This window comes from Actinoplanes philippinensis (assembly GCF_900113015.1).
Lineage (GTDB): Bacteria > Actinomycetota > Actinomycetes > Mycobacteriales > Micromonosporaceae > Actinoplanes > Actinoplanes philippinensis.
Window position 1 is genome coordinate 311,736 of sequence record NZ_FONV01000002.1, and the last position, 16,932, is coordinate 328,667.

The following is a 16,932-nucleotide window of genomic DNA, read 5'->3' on the forward strand; positions in this document are numbered from 1 at the left end:
CTCAGCCGGGGCGCAGGGTCCGGGCCAGATCGCGGAGGGCGGCCCGGTCGGGGCGGTCGGTCTTCGCCATCAGCCGGGCCACGTGCTTCTCGACCGTCCGCGGCGACAGGTGCAGGCGGCTGGCGATCTCCTGGTTGCCGAGGCGCGCGGCGATCAGGTCGAGCACCTCGTACTCACGGACGGTGACGCCGCGGGCCCGCAACGCGGCCGGGATGTTGTCGACACCGTCGCGGCGCTGGCCGACCGTGACGCCGGCCTGGCGCAGCAACGCACGGCACGCCCGGGCCACCGCGGCGTGCTCCGACTCGTGGAAGTGCTCCTCGGCCCGGCGCAGCCAGCCGACCGGGTCGCCCCAGCCGTCGGTGAGCGCCGCCTCCGACGCCAGCCGCAGGATCAGATGCCGGGCCAGAGGGTACGGCTCGGCGGCCCGGATCGCCTCCTCCGCCGCGGCCGCCGCTCCGGCCGGGTCGCCGCGCCGCCCGAGCAGCACGGCCCGGGCCATCTCCGCGAACTGCCGGTTCCAGCGCAGCCGGCGCACCCCGGCCGACCCGTCGTCGAGGTCACCCGGGCCGTCCAGGTCGCCGGTGACGGCCCGGAGCAGCAGGTCCAGTCCGGCGCGGCCGTTGATCGGGGACAGCGCCGGGTTCCCGCCGTCGGCTCGCAGCGCGGCGGCCATCTCCTCGGCGGCTCGGGGCCGGTCCTCCTCCAGCAGCGAGCAGAAGACCCGGGCCAGGCCGTACACCTTGGCGTCGACCGGCGCGTCCGGCCGGTAGCGGCGCAGCTCGGCGAGCCGGCTCTCCATCTCCCGTCGCTGGCCCTGGTGGGCGGCGACGACGGCGCTGGTCTGCCACAGGTGCCCGGCCGTCTCGACCATCTCGAGCCGGGTGGTGGCCGGCAGCGTCTGCGCGACGATCTCCTCCGCCTCGGTGTATCCGCCCTGCAGCGCGACCTGCAGCGCGATGCTCGCCTCGGCCTGGTGGGCGGCGGTCACCGCGCCGATCGACCAGGCGTCCCGGCGGACCTGGCGCAGCCGGCGCAGGCTGCCGTCCCGGGCGGCGTCGTCGTTGCCGAGCCGGACCAGGGCGTGCACCTCCCACAGCCGCAGCCCGTGCCGTACCGCCAGCTCCCGGGAGTGTTCCAGGCAGGCGGTCGCCTCGTCGGTGTTGCGCTGCCGGACCAGCATGCCGAGCAGCTGCCACGCCTGGCAGGCGACCACCGGCAGGTCGTGGCGCTCGGCGACCGCGGCGGCCTGACGGGCCAGTTCCTCGGCCTTGCCGACCTGCTCCGGGCCGGGCAGCTCGATGATCAGGTGGGCGGCGACCACGTCGACGGCGGCGAGGTCGGCCGGGGTGGCGCCGGCGCCGAGCTGCCGGCGGGCCTCGGCGACCTGGGCCAGCCCGTCGGCGGTCCGGGCCGCGAAGACCGCCGCCCACGCCAGCCGGGTGTGCAGGACCGCGAGCCGCTGCCGGCTCAGCCCGCCGCCGAGGCCGTCGAGCTCCGGCATCATCTGCAGGGCCCGGTCGATCCGCCCGGCCTCGACCAGCGCCTGGACCAGGCGCTCACCGGCGTCGGCGCGCAGGGCCGGGTCGGTGGTCATGCCGGTGGCCTGGTCGAGCAGGTCGACGGCGGAGGCCGCGGCGCCGTCGGCGAGCGCCCGGGACGCGGCCTCGATCAGGTGGCGGCCGGCGGCGTCGTGGTCACCGGCCTGCCGGCGCAGCCGGGCGGCGAGCTGGCAGAGGGTGCCGGGCAGTCCGGGATGCAGCTTCTCCACCGTCTCGGCGGCCTGCCGGGCCAGGTCCGCGGTGTGGCCGGCGGGACGGGACTCGAGCAGCGCCTCGGCGGTGACCGGATGACGGAACGCATACCACCCGGGGGTGTCGGCGACCGGCTGGATCAGCTCGGCGGCCAGGCCGTGGTGCAGCTGGGAGGTCAGGTCGTGCTCGCCGAGGCCGGTCATCGCCGGCAGCGCGGCCAGCGGGAACCGCTCCCCGAAGACGGCCGCCGCGGGCAGCAGCCGGCGCAGCTCGGGCGGGCTGCCCTCCAGCCGGCGGGCCAGGCGGCGCGACAGCGACCCGGGGATGCCGGCCTGCGGGCGGCCGGCCAGCCGCCAGCCGTCCGGCCCGGTGACCAGGTGACCGGCGTCGACCAGCCCGTCGAGCAGTTCGCCGGCCAGCGCCGGGTTGCCGGCGCTGGGCTGCCACACCAGGTCGAACAGGTCGTCGCCGACCCGGGCGGCCGTGCACTCCAGCCGGGTGGCGATCAGCTCGCGCAGCTCGTCGCGGCTGAGCCGGGGCAGCCGGAGCAGGTCGGCGGCGCCGCGCTGGGCGGCCGACCGGGCCACGTCGAGGGCGGTGCCCTCCTGGTCGAGCAGTGCGGCGACCATGGTGACCGGCTGGTCGGCCAGGTTGTCGGCGAGGTAGTCGACGATCGTCAGGGTCTCGGCGTCGGCGTCGTGCAGGTCGTCGAGCAGGAGCAGGCAGCCGCGGTCCCGGCCGGCCAGCGCCAGCAGCCGCAGCACCCCCTCGGCGAGGACGATCAGCGACTGCTCCTCGGGGCCGACGGCCGGATCCCGCCACTCCGGGATGAGCCGGCCGAGGACCAGGCGGTACGGCCCGAGCGCGTCCGCGGCGTGGGTGCCCGCCGACCGGGTGAACTGCAGCAGCGCCTCGGCGAGCGGGCGGAACGGTGTGGTCGGGGTGATCCCGCTGGCCCGCCCGCGGAGCACGACCATGTCGGTCCGGGCGAGGCGCCCCACCTCGGCGAGCAGCCGGGACCGGCCGGCGCCGCTCTCACCGCACAGGAAGAGGCTGCCGCCCTCGCCCCGCCGGGTGCGGGACAGGGCGTCGCCGATCTGCGAGAGCAGGCTGGTGCGTCCGCAGAAGGTCGGCATCAGCCGGTAGCTTATTGCTCACCGGACGTAGATGTCCATCGTTGCCGCCGGTGGACGGCCGGCGGCGGCGACGGGTCCGCGGCGAGGTCAGTTCGGCAGGCCGATGCAGCAGCCGGTGCCGCCGTTCGCCTGAGCCGGTGCGGCCGTCGACACGGCGCCGGCCACGAAACCGGCGGCGACCGCGACGACGACGGCCACCCGCAGCCGGCGCATCAGGCCCCGTGCGTTCTTCTTCTCGTTCATGGTGGTGCCTCCCCCGGGCCGATCGGCCCCGCCGTGTTGTGGCTGATGCACCAGACACTGTCACGCGGCGGCACGCCCGGGCATGGGTGCGTTGCACGTATGTTTACCGTCGGCGGGCGCCCCGGTGACCGGAATGCGGCGGATCGCCCGGCGTGCGATCAGGAAGTCCCAGATCCGGTCGGCGGCCGCGGACGGCAGCATCCAGGCGCGGCGGCGGGCGGCGGCCAGCGTCACCGGGCCGGTGAAGATCTTGAGGAACGGCAGCGTACGGCGGGGCAGCAGCAGGATCCGCCCGTCCCGCCGGCGGAACGCCACCCGCTCGCCCGGCTCCTCCGGCGCGCCACCCTGGATCTCGGCGACCCGGCCCAGCACCTCGGGGTCCACATCGGCCAGCAGTTCGCCGTCGAGGACGAACTCGCGGTCCTCGTCGTCCGGGCCGCGGCGCACGCTGCGTTCCAGCAGATCGCTGACGCCGGTGCCGTACCGGTCGTGGTAGAAGAACGTGTGCGGGGTGTCGGTGCTGCTCACCCACGGCCGGGGGTACTCACCCATGTAGAGGCCGAGCTTGTCGGCCATCACCTCGTCGCGGGCCTTGCGGGTGACCGGTTCGTCGAACATCAGGGTCCGGTCGATGTCGGCGCCCTCGATGGACCGCACGTCGGTGATCCCGAACCGATCCGGCTGCTTGGCGACGATGGCGCCCGGGGTGAGCACGAACTCGCCGAGGCCGCCGAAGGTCCACAGCTCCCGGTTGTCCCGCAGGAAGCTCACCGACTCGCGGGCCTCCTCCAGGGTCTCGGTGGGAAAACCGGTGAAGCCCATGATCTGTACGCCGATCCCGGCCCGGTGCATCGAGGACATCGTCTGGCGGACCTGCGCCGGCCGGGTGCCCTTGTCGATGAGGTCGAGGATCCGCTGGTTGCCCGACTCGAAACCGACCGAGATCGCCGTGCACCCGGCCCGTTTGAGCAGCGCGCACCGCTCGTCGGACCAGTACTTCTCGAGCCGGATCTCGGCGCCCCAGCGCACGTCGATGCCCCGCTCGACGACCTTCTCGGCGAACCGCAGGATGGCGGCCGGGGCGAGCACGTCCACCGAGAAGTAGACGAACCGCGCGAACGTCGCCAGCTGCTCGACGTCGCGGATCATCCGGTCCACGGTGTCCTGCCGCCACGGGCTGGTCGGGCCGTCGGTGTTCAGCCCGTAGTCGCAGAACGTGCACTTGTTCCAGTAACAGCCCCGGGTCGGCGAGTAGTAGACGAACCGGGTCGGGCTCAGGTAGCTGTCCCACGGCAGGTTGGCGAAGTCGGGGGTGGGCAGCTCGCCGAGCTTCTCGTAGTGCAGCATCGGCAGGGCGCGGACCGCCCCGTACCGCGGATGCAGCCGCACGTTGGGGTGCTTGGTGGGAATTGTTCCGGCGGCGAGGGCGTCGAGGATCTCGGTGTACGCGCTCTCGCCCTCCCCCACCACCAGCGCGTCGAAGTCGGCGAACAGCTCGAACAGGCGCCGGGGGTCGCGCAGGTTCTTGTAGCAGTCGGAGACCTCGGTGCCGCCGGCGATCAGGAAGACGCCGGGCAGCTCCTCGCGGATCCGCCGGGCCAGCCACAGCGCGAACGGCAGCTGCCACTGGTAGGTGATGCTGATCCCGACCAGGTCGAAGTTCCCGGCCCGCAGGCGGGGCAGCAGCGACTCGCGGTAGTACGGCTCGAACGGCCGGCTCAGCCGGGACAGCACCGCCGGGTCGGTGAGCGCCCGCAGCGACCCGATCTCGATCTCGTGCGGCGCGTTCAGCTGGAAGCCGTTCTGGAACTGGCCCGGGATGCCGGTCGCGCCGAGACAGTTCATCCACGCCGACACCCCGTCGACCGCGCGGTGGTACTCGTCCAGGTCGTAGAACCGCCGCGGGTCCTGGAAGGTGGCGACCGCGTCCCGTACCCCCTCCGGGTCCGGGGTCCCGGCCTGCAGGAGCCGGGCACGTGCGGTGAGGTCCGCGGTGGTCCGGGCCCGGCTCAGCGCCCGGTCGAGCCAGTCGAGCGCGGACGGTGTGTAGGAGTGGTGGAACGCCTCGATGTTGGCGTCGATGACGGTGGCCGGCGCGTGCCCGACCGACCGGGCGTAGGAGTCGAGGTAGTTCAGCGAGTGGTATCCGGACGTCGGGTCGGTCAGCGGCGGGTAGATGAGTGCCGCGTTCGGGCTGCCGGTCATCGGCGCACCACCTCGAGGGGTTTGATCGGGGGGAACCACGGCGGCCGGAGCACCCGCAGGTAGCCGATGAGGAATCCGGCGAGCTCACGGAGCTGGTCCAGGTCGCGGAAGCCGCGGTCCCAGGCGGCCGCGGTCAGCCCGGCCGGGTCGCAGCCCCAGCGGTCGGCCAGCACCGCGTCGACGACCTCGGTCCGGAACCGGGCCGGGCGCCCCTGCCGCCGGGTGAGGTTGGCCTGGATCGCCTTCGCCGTCGTGACGGCCTGGCGGGCGGTGGCCAGCACGTCATCGCGCCGCAGCTCGGGCGGCACCATCGCGGGCGAGATCTGCCGGGTCTCGGCCGCGCCCAGGCTGCGGACCAGCAGCCGCAGCGTCGCCTCGGCCGGCGGCAGATCCGCCTCGTCCGGGGTGAGCCACGAGCCGTCCGGGACCGGCACGCTCCGGCCCAGCCGGTCGGCGGTCCGCAGGGCCAGCTCCTCCAGGCCGGGATCGTCCGGGCGGGCGCCGGTGAACCGGGCCAGCACCCGCGCCCGGTGCAGGGCCGCGAACCCGGGGTGCAGCACCCGCAGCGCCACCAGCAGCTCCCGCTCGGTGACGTCGTCGCTCTGCTCGTACCGGGAGCGCCAGCCCTCCAGGTAGGTGGTGTGCACGTGCTCGATCGGGGTGTCGCCGGGACCGGCCGGGCGCAGCGCGGGGCCGCCGGACGCGGCCGCCCGCAGCAGCCGCCGCGCGTCGTCGGCCTTCGCGTCGATCGGGTGATCGCGCAGCCACGGCCGGAGGCGGTCCATCGCGGCGCCCGCGCGCAGCGCCAGGGACCGCCAGGTGAGCAGCCGGAACGGGATCTCCGCGGCGGCCGCCAGCAGCAGCTCGCCCTCCTCCGGGCCGATCGCGCGGGCCCGCAGCGCCGCGCGGACCGCGATCCGGATGTTGACGAGAGGCTCGCTGAGCGACCGGTAGCCGTCCTCGCCGAGCCCGTGCACGACGGCGACCTCGTGATCACCGGTGACGACGCCGTCCCGGTACAGCTCGAAGACGTCGCCGACGCCACGCATGCCGTAGGTGTGGAGCTCGGCGGCGCGCAGGGCGCCCATGCTGCTGCTGCCGGCCACGGTGACGCCGCGTTCGAGCAGCAGCAGGATCTCCCGGTGCCGGACCGGCGGCCGGTGCATGAAGAAGCCGTCGACGATCAGCACCCGGTCGTCCGGGCCGGCGCCGAGGCGGAGCAGGTCGCCGTGCCCGACCGGCGGCAGGATCCGGGCGGCGGGATGCAGCGCGGCCGCCTCGCCGGCGGGCAGGCTGGGGCCGAGGAAGACGAAGTCAGTCACGGCCGGCCCCCGGGCGCAGCGACAGGGCGGTGTCGTCGGCCAGGCGCAGGCCCGGCGCGATCACCCGGCTCACCGGGATGCCGATGTCGTGGTGGGTCAGGTCGACGACGAACGGCTCCGCGCCGGTGTGCTCCAGGACGCGTCCGGCGACGTGCTGCACGAGAGCCTCCAGATCCTGGCCGAGGGTCACGATCGCGGGATCCGCCGGCCGCACCGGCCGCAAGGGCAGATCAACGACGGGCGGGGGTACGGCGTACGGGTCGGCGGGCAGGTAGACCTCACCGGAGATGTCGTCGCGGGCCCCGCCGACGGTGACGAGGCGGGACTGGGCCGCCTCGGCGAGCGCCCGCCCGACCGCCCGGCCGGGATCGACGTGGCAGCCGAAGCCACCGAAGATCATCGGGATCGAGGTGTCCCACATCGACGCGCCGTAGCAGGGCAGCCCGGTCGGCCCGGTCAGGTCGACCACCTCCACCCAGCTGGACGAGCCGCGGATCGCCGCGAGCACGGCCACCGTCGACGGGTCGTCACAGGTGTCCGGGTCGACGTAGTGGCGGTCGGCGAGGCCGGAGACCGCGAACGGGGTCATCGCGTCCCGCTCGACGAGTTCGAGGAGCGCGTGCAGGGTCGCCTCGGCACGGGTGTTGCCGGTGGCCAGCCCGCTGCTGGTGGGGGTGAAGAGGACGTCGTTCGGTGTCGCGGCGTCACCGGACGCGACGGTGAAGTCGAGGTAGACCAGCTCGTACGGGACCAGGTAGGTCCGGCCGGTCAGCAGCCCGCGGCCGGCGATCCAGTCCAGCACGGTCCGGCCGGTGAGCGGGGAACGCGGGGCCAGGTGCAGGCGGCGCGGGTCGTAGCCCAGGTCGAGATCGGCGGCGGGAGCGCGTACGGCCACGTCGAGCCGCGGGTTCTCGGCGTGCCAGCCCTCGATGCTCTCCATGGTGGCGGCGACCCGGGACTGGACCGGGGTGAGCCCGGTGCCGACGGTGACCGCCAGGGTCCGGCCGGTGGGCCGGTAGGCCACGTGCACCGGCAGCCCCACCTCGTCGAGGCCGGTGATGTCGGCGACCCGGGTGATGCCGAAGGCCGGCAGCAGCGGCCGGATCCGTTCCCAGGTCTGTTCGGCCGGCGCTGCCCGGAAGGAGCCGGGCCGGGTCGGGTGGTCGTTGACGCTCGTCGGCACGGGTGTCCTCCCCTGGCTGGTGGTGGTGTGCGGCCGGCGCGACGGGCGTCCCGCCGCGCCGGCCCGGCCGCTACTTCGCCTGGTAGAGGTTGATGTTGACGTTGATGCCGGCGGCGATCAGCTCGAGGTCCTCGTCGGTCAGCTCGCTCAGGTCGATCGGCGCGTGCTCGGGGACGCGCAGCACGTGCGTCCCGGGGGTGCCGTGGAAGGCCTGCAGGATCTCGGTGCGGGTCAGCAGTTCCTCCGGCTGGCTCCGGTCGACGGTGACGGTCGCGGCCGGATCGACCGGCAGGCCGGCCTCGACGGCGAACTGCTTCGGGTCGGCGAGCAGGGCGGCCAGGGCCGCGTCGTCGCCCCAGACCTTCGCCAGCAGGCCCTGGTACGCCCGGTCGAACTCGGAGAAGTCGGTCTCTTCGGCGCTCATGACACACGTCCTTCCGGTACTACTGCGAAATGGGGTGACGGCCCGAAAGGGGCCGTGATGCCGGGGCCGAAAAGCGGCGGTGGCGTGACCCCGACGCTAGGAACGGCCGGACGGCCGGGGCAAGGGAAGCGGCGGTCACGGCACGGAACGGTGCCGTGACGCCCCGGCCACGGAGCCGATCGATGTCACGGCCCGGATCAGGTGCAGCAGCAGGGGCAGCAGCAGGCGCCGGTCGGGTCCACCCCGGCGACCACGCTGTCCAGCTCGTGCTCGGACAGCTCCTGCTCGTCCAGCTCGTCCAGGGCCGGCACGTAGAGCAGGAACGGGCCGCCCGCGGCGACGGCGTCCTCCCACGCGCGGATCTGCACGTCGATGTCCGGGTCCACGTGCTGCGCGTCGCGGACCACCACGACCGGGACCTGCGGCGGCAGGATCAGGTCGTGCTCCGCGAGCAGCCGGTGCGGGTCGTCGGTGAGCAGGCGCTCCTGGTCCGGCTCCGACCACACACCGGCGACCAGCCGGCCGTACGCGGTGATGAAGAGTGCGCGTTCTGACGGGTCCATCGTGTTCGTCTCCGCTCTCACGGGGCCTGTGGAATGCGCCCATCGTCGGCGCGGAGCCGGGCCCCGGCAGAGCACGGCATCGATCGGTGCCACGGTGCCGCGCGCCGGGGCACGGTTCGGTGCCGTGCCCGGCCCGGCGCCGGAACCTCGCCGAATACTCGGGGCACGGCGGAGGACGCCGGACAGGCACGACGAGGATCAGGTGGTCGATATGGCAAGCCGGACGCGTGGCGGGCTCGGGCGGATGGTGATCCCGGCGGTCCTCTTCCTGACCGTCGCCGGGTGCGCGGACCCGGGCGCCGAGCCGGCCGCGGCCCGCCCGGAGCCCGCCGGGCCGAGCGCCGCCGGGTTCGACCCGGCAGCGGTGCTGGCCGAGTTCGACGCGGCCGACTCGGCGGCCTCCCAGGCGGGCGACGGCGAGAAGCTGGCCGTCTGGGAGACCGGGCCGGCCCTGCAGAACAGTCTGGCCGGGGTGAAACGGGCCCGCCTCAGCAAGCGGGTGCTGCCCGGGTTCAAGCATCAGGAGCCGGTGTTCGCGGTGTCCGGGTCGTGTTTCGTGGCCTCGGCGAAGATGGCCGTCGACGGAGAGGACCGGCCGCGCGCCGACGTCGGCCACTTCACCCGCGCCGGCGACGGGCGGTGGCAGCTGAGCCACCACGTGATGATCTCCGACGAGCTGGTGGCGGCGACCGGGGCGTTCCGGCAGGCGACCGCGCACCCGACCGACGAGCTGCTGGACGCGGGGCGGCGTACCGCCCTGACCGGGGAGGTCTTCAGCCGCAGCATCGCCGGCGCGGCCGACACCACGGTCCTGGCCCGCAGCGCCGTCCTCGACGACCAGCTGGCCGCCGGGTGGTCCATCTACACCCAGCAGATGACGGCCGCCGCCATGACCGTCGACCGGCGGCTGACCGCGTCGGAGTGGGCGCCGTGCGCGGCGAGGACCGGCGACGGGGTGGTCGGCTTCCTGACCCTGAACGTGGTCGACACCATCGTCTCCACCCGGGACGGCGCCGACGCGGTCCTCGCGCCACCGGCTCCCGACCTGCTGGCCACCGGCCGCACCACCGCCGTGAAGGCCCACACCATCGCCGTCTCCCGGGTCGAGACGTTCCTGGTCCGGGTCCCGGAGTCGGGGCCGGCCGCGGTGCTGGGCCTCACCGACGCGGCCACCGAGATCAGCGCCACCGGCTGACCACCACGGCCGGGATCGGTGCCATCGCTGGAGACGGCGGGGACGTCCGGCCGAGAATCGCCGTTACCCGGCTGCGAGGTGAGATCGATGTACCGTCCCCGTTTCCGCCACGACTACCTGCCGATCCGCCTCGCCGAGCCCTACCGGGACCATCTCGTGGTGGTCGGCGAGACCCGCAACGTGATGATCGACGACCCGGTGGCGGCCGAGCTGGCGACGCTGCTCGACGGCACCCGGGCGCTCGGCCAGGTGGTCGGTGAGCTGGTCGGACGACACTCGGCCGGCGCCCTGGCCCGGGCTCTGCGCCGGCTGGACGGGCTGGGCCTGCTGACCGCCGGGCCCTGCGCCACCCCGCGGGCCGCCGCCGCGGCGTGGGACGCCCGCGAGGTGGCGCCGGACCCGGCCGAGCGGTGGCGGCGCGACGGGCGGGTGCTGCTGATCGACGCCGGATCCCCCGCCGCCGACGGGCTCGCCGCCCGCCTCGGCGAGCTGGGGCCGCCGGTGACCGTCCGTCCCGTCGGCTCCCCGGGCCTGTCCGGGGACGCGGACGCGCTCGTCGTGGTCGCGCCCGGCTCGATGATCGACCCCCGGCTGGCCGCGCTCAACAAGGACCTGCTGGCGGCCGGCCGGCCCTGGCTGACGGTCCGGCCGCACGGGCACGTGCTGCTGCTCGGCCCGCACTTCCGGCCCGGCGAGACCGGCTGCTGGGAGTGCCTGCGGCAGCGCTGGACGGACAACGAAGAGGTGATCAACTTCGTCGTCGGGCAGTGCGGCGACCGCGATCGGCCGAGCCCGGCGTGGGCGGCGCTGGACGCGACCACCGCGGCCCTGGCCGGCCTGCTCGCCGCGGAGCTGCCGGTGCTGGCCGTCGCCGGGCGCTCGCCGCGGGTGACCGGGCGGATGGTCTCGCTCGACACCCGTGACCTGAGCACCGGCGGGCACACGCTGGTCCGGCTGCCGCAGTGCCCGGCGTGCGGCGACCCGGCCCGGCTCGGCGAGGACGGGCCGCGGGTGACGGTGGCGGCCGGGGCGCTCACCGCCGACGACGGGACCGGCAGCCGTACCCGGCCGCCCACCGAGACCCTCCGGCTGCTGGAGCGCCAGGTCAGCCCGTACCTCGGGGTGGTGACCCGGCTGCTGCCCACCGGCGGCGACAGCGGCGGCGGGGTGATGTTCGGCTACACCGCGGGGCACAACTTCGCCCAGGCCCGCGGGCCGGAGCGGCTGCGGGGCAATCTGCGCGGGCTCAGCGGCGGCAAGGGGCGCACCGAGACGCAGGCGAAGGTCAGCGCGATCGGCGAGGCGATCGAGCGGTACTGCGGGGTGTGGCGGGGCGATCGGCCCACCCGGCGGGCCGCCTACCGGGACCTGGGGCGGGAGCGGGCCGTGCCGCTGTCCGAGCTGCGGCACTTCTCGGCCCGTCAGCACGCCGAACGGGACCTGACCAATCCGCGGGCCGGGCTGTTCCACCATGTCCCGGCGCCGATCGGCGACGACGTCGAGCTGGACTGGACCACCGGCTGGTCGCTGACCCACGACCGGCCGTGCGACCTGCCGGCCGCCTACGTCTGGTACGGCCACCCGGACGCGCACCGGCTCGGCCCGGCCGACTCCAACGGCTGTGCCGCCGGCGCCACCCTCGGCGAGGCGATCCTGCAGGGCTTCTACGAGCTCGTCGAACGTGATGCCGTGGCGCTCTGGTGGTACCACCGGTCGCGCCTGCCCGGCGTCGACCTGGACGCGGCCGGCGACCCGTGGATCGACGCCGTGCGGCGGCACTACCGCACCGTCCTCGGCCGGCGGCTGTGGGCGCTGGACCTCACGGCGGACCTGCCGATCCCGGTGTACGCCGCGGTCAGCGACCGGGACGACGGCGGTCAGGTGCTGGTCGGCTTCGGGGCGCACCCGAGCGCCGCGGTCGCGCTGACCCGGGCGGTGAGCGAGCTCAACCAGTTCCTTCCGCTGGCCGCCGCGGTGGCCGGCGCGAACGGCGGATACCACGGCGCCGAGCCGGAGACCGCCCGCTGGCTGACCACCGTCACCACCGCGGGCGAGCCGTGGCTGCGGCCCGATCCGGATCAGGCGCCGGTCACGCCGGAACGCCACCCGGTCCCCGCCGCGACGGACACCGCGGACGCGGTGGCCGACGCCGTCGGCATCTGCCGGGCCGCCGGCCTGGAGCTGATCGTGGCCGACCAGTCCCGCCCGGAGCTGGAGCTGGCGGTGGCCCGGGTGGTCGTGCCGGGGCTGCGGCACTTCTGGCGGCGGCTCGGCCCGGGACGGCTCTGGGCGACGCCGGCCACCCTCGGACGGGCGCCCCTGGCCGCCGGCGAGGACTCGATCAACCCGTTGAGTGTCTTCTTCTGATCGTTCCGGAGGGGCCCGTGCCATCGACCACCGCAGTGCCGACGGAACCGGAGACCGGCGCGATCCGCCGGCTGCCGGTCCGGGAGGAGTACCGCTTCCGCGAGCGGACCACGCTGAGCAACGGCGCCGGCGACGCGATCACCGTCCGGTACGGGCGGTTCCAGCTGCATCTGGAACGGCTCGGGCTCGGCCGCCGGGCGATGCTGCTGCGGCTCGCCGACGAATGGCTCGACGACGACGCCGTGCAGCACCTGGTCGCCACGGTCGAGGGCGAGAACCGGATCCTGCGGGCCCAGGTGCTGCTGCGCCGCCTGGTCACGCACGCCTGGCTGCGCCGCCGCCTGTCCGCCGGCAACCGGCCGCTGCTGGAGATCGACCCGCAGGGGCTGGGCGCGTCGGTGCTGCCGCCACCGGCACGGCACCGGCCGGGCGTACGGTATCGGATGTCCCGCCTGGCCCGGATCGACGCCGACGGTGACGTGCTCGCCGCGCTGAACCCCGCACACGCCGTCGTCGTCGGCTGTCCCGACCCGCGGGTGGCCGGGCTGCTGGCGACCGCCGCCGCCCAGGGCTGTGACGTGGACCGGGCGGCCGCGGTGCTCGGGGTGTCCGCCCCGGTGGCCGGCCGGGTCCTCGACGAGCTGCTCGGCGCCGGGATCCTGGAGGAGCCGGGCGCCCCGGCCGCGCCCGGCGTCTTCTGGTCGCCGGCCGAGCTGGAGGTCCATCACCGGTCCCGGGTCGGGCGGCACGCGCTGCCGGTCGGCGGGACCTACCGGTTCCGGGACCGGCTGCCCGCCGAGCCGCTGCGGCGCGCCTTCCCGGACGCCCCGGCCATCGACCTGCCGGAGCCCGATCTGGACGCGGTCGCCGCGGCCGAGCCGGCGCTGACCGACGTGATCCGGGCCCGCCGGTCGATCCGCGCCCACGACGACGCCTGCCCGATCACCCTGGACCGGCTCGCCGAGTTCCTGTACCGGGTGCAGGCCACCCGTCCGGCCGGGCAGCACGACGGGATCGAGGTGGGGCACCGGCCGTACCCGGGTGGCGGCGGGCTGTACGAGCTGGAGATCTATCCACTGGTGCTGAGCTGTGCGGGGCTGCCGGCCGGGCTGTACCACTACGACGGGACCGCGCATCAGCTGCGCCTGCTGGCCCCGGCCGGGCCGCTCACCGAACGGATGGCCGGATACGCCCGCGCCGCCGCCGCGATGGCCGGCCCGCCCCAGGTGCTGCTGGTGATCACCGCCCGGGTCGGCCGGCTGATGTGGAAGTACGAGGGGATCGGCTACCCGATGATCCTGAAGCACTCCGGCGTGCTGACCGAGCTGATGTACCTGGTGGCGACCGCGATGGGGCTGGCGCCGTGCGCGCTGGGCTCCGGCGACTCGGCCGCGTTCGCCGAGCTGTCCGGTGTCGACCCGCTCGCCGAGCCGGCGGTCGCCGACTTCGCGCTGGGCTCGGCGCCGCCCCGGGAGCCACGATGAGGTTCCGCAAGCAGGCGCTACGTCACCTGGAGCAGCCGGAGAGCCTGGACCAGGTGGCCCGGCTGACCACCGTGCCGAGCTGGCTGCTCACCGTCGCGCTGGTGGTGACGGTGCTGGCCACCGGCGCGTGGACCACGACGGCGACGCTGGACCGGGAGGTCACCGCGGGTGGTGTGCTGATCCACCCGCACGGGGTGTCGGACTTCGACGCCGCGGAGACCGGCCGGGTCGTCAAGGTGTGGGTGGACCGCAACGAGCCGGTCGCCAAGGGCACCCCGATCTACAGCGTCCAGGGCGACTCGGGCCCGATCGTCACGGTGCCGGCGCCGTGGGACGCGTACGTGGTGAGCCTGCTGATCGCCGAGGGCCAGGTGGTCGAGCGCGGGGCCCGGGTCGCCGAGCTGGAGCGCCTGGACGCCCCGGGCGACGCGCTGCAGGCGGTGCTGTTCGTGCCGGCCGCCAGCGCGCCGGCGCTCTCCGCGGGGCAGCCGGCGCACGTCGACGTGGCCGCTGTCTCCACCACCGTCTTCGGCACCCTGCAGGGCGAGGTCGGCACGGTCGGCGCGTTCCCGGAGACCGAGGACTCGCTGCGGGCGTTCCTCGGCTCGGGCCGGGACGTGCGGCCGTTCCTGGCCGGCGGCAGCGTGGTCCGGGTGGTGGTGCTGCTGCACACCGACCCGCGCTCGCCGACCGGCCTGCTCTGGTCGAAGGCGTCGCCGCCGTTCCGGCTCACCTCGATCAGCGAGGTCGGCGGCCGGATCGTGGTGGGCCGGGACCGGCCGCTCGACTGGGTGCTGGGCCGGTGAGCGCGCCCGTGATCGACCTGGACCGGGCGGCCCCGGAACGGCCGCGCCGCAAGCGGGTGCGTACGCCGACGCTGATCCAGATGGAGGCGGTCGAGTGCGGGGCCGCGTCGCTCGGCATCGTCCTGGCCCACCACGGCCTGCACGTGCCGCTGGAGGAGCTGCGGGAGCGGTGCGGCGTGAGCCGGGACGGCTCGAACGCGTCCACGGTGCTCAAGGGCGCCCGGCACTACGGGATGACCGCCAAGGGCTTCCAGATGGAGATCGACAAGCTCGCGTCGGTGCCGCTGCCGGCCATCGTCTACTGGAAGTTCCAGCATTTCCTGGTGCTGGAGGGGATGGGCCGCACGGTCCGGGTGAACGACCCGGCGACCGGCCCGCGCCCGATCAGCTGGGCGGAGTTCGACGAGGGCTACACCGGCATCGTGCTGACGCTGAGCCCGGACCCGGAGCGGTTCCGGCGCGGCGGGACCCGCTTCCGGCCCTGGGCCGCGCTGGCCGCCCGCTGGCGGGGGCTGCGCGCGGTGGCCGTCCAGGCGATCCTGCTCGGCCTGGTGATGGCGGTGGTCGGCCTGACCATGCCGGCGGTGGTCCGGATCTTCGTCGACCAGGTGCTGCTCGGCGGGAGCGGGGCGCTGGGCGGGCTGCTCGCCGCGATGACCGGCGCGGCGGCGGTGACGTTGCTCGCGGCGCTGGCGCAGGAGCGCCTGATGGTACGGGCCGAGACCGCCATGGCGCTGAGCACCGCGGCCCGGTTGTTCCGGCGGCTGATGCGCCTGCCCGCCGCGTTCTTCGACCAGCGGCAGGCCGCCGACCTGACCCGCCGGCTCCGCAGCACCGACGTGGTGGCCGACGTGGTCACCCGGCGGCTGACGCTGACCCTGGTGGATGTGGCGCTCGTCGTGGCGTACGGCGGCCTGCTCTGCCTCTACGACCCGCTGCTGGGCGCCGTCTCGGTGCTGCTGTGCGGCCTGAACGTGCTGGCCCTGCGGTGGGTGTCGGCGCTGCGCACGACCGCGGTGGCGAGCCTGCAGGCCGAGCGCAGCAGACTGTTCAGCGCCGTCCACACCACCATCCAGATGATCGAGACGGTCAAGGCCGGCGGCGCCGAGCAGCACAGTTTCCAGCAGTTCAGCTCGCGGGCCGCGGCGGTCACCAACGATCAGCAGCGGCTCGGGCGGCCCACCGCGATCCTGTCGGTGGTGCCGGCGCTGCTGGCCACCCTGAACACGGCGGTCCTGCTCGGGCTGGGCGGCCCGCGGATCCTGGCCGGCAGTCTCAGCATCGGTGTGGTGCTCGGCATGCAGACGCTGGTGGTGGCGATGAACCGGCCGGTCGCCGCGCTCACCGCGGTCGGCGCCCAGGTGCAGGAGATGTCCGCCGACCTGAGCCGGCTGCGCGACGTGGAACGTTATCCGGCGCCCGATCCGGCCGCGACGGATCCGCCGGAGCCGCTGGACGGGCACCTGCGCATCGAGGGGCTCACCTTCGGCTACAACCCGCTCGCCGCGCCGCTGATCAGCGACTTCGACCTGGACCTGCCGCCCGGCGCGCGGGTGGCGCTGGTGGGCCGCTCGGGCAGCGGCAAGTCGACGGTCGGGCGGCTGGTGTCCGGCCTCTACCGGCCGTGGTCGGGGCGGATCACCGTCGACGGCCGGGAACGCGACGTCATCGACCCGGGCCTGTGGGCGGCGACCGTGGCGATGGTCGATCAGGAGCAGATTCTCTTCGAGGGCACCGTACGGGAGAACGTGACGCTCTGGGACTCGTCGATCCCGGACGACGACGTGGTCGACGCGCTCACCGACGCCGCTGTGCTGGACGTCGTGCTGTCGCGTCCGGGTGGTCTGGGCGCCCGGGTCGACGAGGGCGGCCGGAACTTCTCCGGCGGGCAGCGGCAGCGCCTGGAGATCGCCCGGGCGCTGGTCCGCCGCCCGCGCCTGCTGGTCCTCGACGAGGCGACCAGCGCCCTGGACGCGCAGACCGAGCAGGCCATCGACCATCACCTGCGCCGTCGCGGGGCCACCTGCCTGATCGTGGCGCACCGGCTGTCCACGATCCGCGACTGCGACCTGATCGTCGTGCTGGACGGCGGCCGGGAGGTGGAGCGCGGCACCCACGACGAGCTGGTGGCGCGGGACGGCCACTACGCGCGACTGGTCCGGGACGAGTGAGAGGGCGGGCCGCCGGAGAAGCGACCGGTCCGGGACGAGTGAGAGGGCGGGCCGCCGGAGAAGCGACCGGTCCGGGACG

General features: G+C 74.9%; 12 protein-coding genes. 5 read left to right on the top strand and 7 right to left on the bottom strand.

The annotated features are described in order from the left end of the window. Position 1: 1 nt before the first annotated feature. The 7 genes from BM290_RS04985 to BM290_RS05010 form a co-directional block, all read right to left on the bottom strand. On the bottom strand, positions 2–2,890 hold the full coding sequence (locus BM290_RS04985) for an ATP-binding protein (protein WP_093610453.1): 2,889 nt from the start codon (positions 2,888–2,890) through the stop codon (positions 2–4). Positions 2,891–2,977: 87 nt separating this feature from the next. Next, the gene (locus tag BM290_RS48095; RefSeq protein ID WP_177319581.1) at positions 2,978–3,133 is read right to left on the bottom strand and encodes a hypothetical protein; all 156 of its coding nucleotides are present in this window, start codon (positions 3,131–3,133) and stop codon (positions 2,978–2,980) included. A 60-nt stretch (positions 3,134–3,193) separates the two neighbouring features. Further along, positions 3,194–5,338 carry a B12-binding domain-containing radical SAM protein gene (locus tag BM290_RS04990; RefSeq protein ID WP_093610455.1) on the bottom strand — a complete coding sequence of 715 codons (2,145 nt, stop codon included), beginning with the start codon at positions 5,336–5,338 and terminating at the stop codon, positions 3,194–3,196. Continuing rightward, positions 5,335–6,660 (bottom strand): TfuA-like protein, encoded by a 1,326-nt coding sequence (locus BM290_RS04995; RefSeq protein WP_093610457.1) that lies wholly within the window; start codon positions 6,658–6,660, stop codon positions 5,335–5,337. Before BM290_RS04995 ends, BM290_RS04990 begins: the two co-directional genes overlap by 4 nt. Continuing rightward, positions 6,653–7,843 carry a YcaO-like family protein gene (locus tag BM290_RS05000; protein ID WP_093610459.1) on the bottom strand — a complete coding sequence of 397 codons (1,191 nt, stop codon included), beginning with the start codon at positions 7,841–7,843 and terminating at the stop codon, positions 6,653–6,655. Before BM290_RS05000 ends, BM290_RS04995 begins: the two co-directional genes overlap by 8 nt. A gap of 70 nt (positions 7,844–7,913) precedes the next feature. Next, the gene (locus BM290_RS05005) at positions 7,914–8,267 is read right to left on the bottom strand and encodes a hypothetical protein (protein ID WP_093610461.1); all 354 of its coding nucleotides are present in this window, start codon (positions 8,265–8,267) and stop codon (positions 7,914–7,916) included. A gap of 197 nt (positions 8,268–8,464) precedes the next feature. Next, positions 8,465–8,851: a hypothetical protein gene (locus BM290_RS05010; RefSeq protein WP_143133621.1), complete on the bottom strand. Its 387-nt coding sequence runs from the start codon at positions 8,849–8,851 to the stop codon at positions 8,465–8,467. Between the two features lie 190 nt (positions 8,852–9,041). On the opposite strand from BM290_RS05010, the gene BM290_RS05015 reads away from it, so the two are divergent. The 5 genes from BM290_RS05015 to BM290_RS05035 all read left to right on the top strand — a co-directional run bounded on the left by BM290_RS05015 (position 9,042) and on the right by BM290_RS05035 (position 16,853). After that, positions 9,042–10,025, top strand: coding sequence for a hypothetical protein (locus BM290_RS05015; RefSeq protein WP_143133622.1), 984 nt, complete (start codon positions 9,042–9,044; stop codon positions 10,023–10,025). Between the two features lie 87 nt (positions 10,026–10,112). Then, complete coding sequence (locus BM290_RS05020) at positions 10,113–12,392, top strand: TOMM precursor leader peptide-binding protein (protein ID WP_093610467.1); 2,280 nt, start codon at positions 10,113–10,115, stop codon at positions 12,390–12,392. 17 nt (positions 12,393–12,409) lie between these two features. Beyond that, positions 12,410–13,876: a SagB family peptide dehydrogenase gene (locus BM290_RS05025; RefSeq protein ID WP_143133623.1), complete on the top strand. Its 1,467-nt coding sequence runs from the start codon at positions 12,410–12,412 to the stop codon at positions 13,874–13,876. Further along, entirely contained in the window at positions 13,873–14,682 is an 810-nt protein-coding gene (locus BM290_RS05030; RefSeq protein WP_093610471.1) for an HlyD family efflux transporter periplasmic adaptor subunit, read from the top strand. Before BM290_RS05025 ends, BM290_RS05030 begins: the two co-directional genes overlap by 4 nt. Further along, entirely contained in the window at positions 14,679–16,853 is a 2,175-nt protein-coding gene (locus BM290_RS05035; protein ID WP_203779165.1) for an NHLP family bacteriocin export ABC transporter peptidase/permease/ATPase subunit, read from the top strand. The genes BM290_RS05030 and BM290_RS05035 overlap by 4 nt, the downstream gene beginning before the upstream one ends. The last annotated feature ends 79 nt before the right edge of the window (positions 16,854–16,932 follow it).

Bases quoted from the DNA above. Each gene is read 5' to 3' on its own strand.
- BM290_RS04985 (WP_093610453.1), bottom strand. From the start codon at position 2,890: ATGCCGACCTTCTGCGGACGCACCAGCCTGCTCTCGCAGATCGGCGAC.
- BM290_RS48095 (WP_177319581.1), bottom strand. From the start codon at position 3,133: ATGAACGAGAAGAAGAACGCACGGGGCCTGATGCGCCGGCTGCGGGTG.
- BM290_RS04990 (WP_093610455.1), bottom strand. From the start codon at position 5,338: ATGACCGGCAGCCCGAACGCGGCACTCATCTACCCGCCGCTGACCGAC.
- BM290_RS05005 (WP_093610461.1), bottom strand. From the start codon at position 8,267: ATGAGCGCCGAAGAGACCGACTTCTCCGAGTTCGACCGGGCGTACCAG.
- BM290_RS05015 (WP_143133622.1), top strand. From the start codon at position 9,042: ATGGCAAGCCGGACGCGTGGCGGGCTCGGGCGGATGGTGATCCCGGCG.
- BM290_RS05020 (WP_093610467.1), top strand. From the start codon at position 10,113: ATGTACCGTCCCCGTTTCCGCCACGACTACCTGCCGATCCGCCTCGCC.
- BM290_RS05030 (WP_093610471.1), top strand. From the start codon at position 13,873: ATGAGGTTCCGCAAGCAGGCGCTACGTCACCTGGAGCAGCCGGAGAGC.